This window comes from Desulfobulbus alkaliphilus (assembly GCF_016918545.1).
Lineage (GTDB): Bacteria > Desulfobacterota > Desulfobulbia > Desulfobulbales > Desulfobulbaceae > Desulfobulbus > Desulfobulbus alkaliphilus.
This window is the reverse complement of record NZ_JAFFQC010000274.1, coordinates 1-436: the sequence shown is the minus strand read 5'-3', so window position 1 is coordinate 436 and position 436 is coordinate 1. Positions and strand designations below refer to the sequence as shown.

The following is a 436-nucleotide window of genomic DNA, read 5'->3' as shown; positions in this document are numbered from 1 at the left end:
CGGCCACGGCGGCGCGGGTGGCGTCGTCCAGATGCTTTGCAGCACCGGTCAGGCTGCGAATGAGGCCCTTCTTGCACGTGATGGTGAATTCCACGCCGCGCTCGATGCGGTGGATTTGCGGCAGTGCGCAGTGGCGCGCGATTTCCGTCGCTTTGCTGGCCCCCGGCGAGATCGTGCCAAAGCGAGGGATGACCACAAAGCGGTCGCCCTCGCCATCGGCCGGAGCGGGCGAACCGTACGTCAGCAGCGCTTGCACACGGGCGGATTCATCGGCCGACAGCGGCGTGTCGGCGGCCACGAAATGCAGGTATTGGGCACTGACGCCATCGATGTCCGGATCGATGCGCTTGAGGGTGGAAAGCAGGCGTTGCTGGCGGAAGGCGGACAGCGCGAGAGCGCCGGGAAAGCACGAGAAATGCGCCATGGTGGGCAAGGC

Annotated in this window: 1 protein-coding gene; it reads right to left on the bottom strand. The window is 66.3% G+C overall.

The genetic code is table 11. The annotated features are described in order from the left end of the window. Positions 1-424 (bottom strand): phosphoribosylformylglycinamidine synthase family protein (locus JWG43_RS18495; protein ID WP_504208232.1); only part of this gene is annotated, 424 nt, incomplete at its 3' end. Between the last annotated feature and the right edge of the window lie 12 nt (positions 425-436).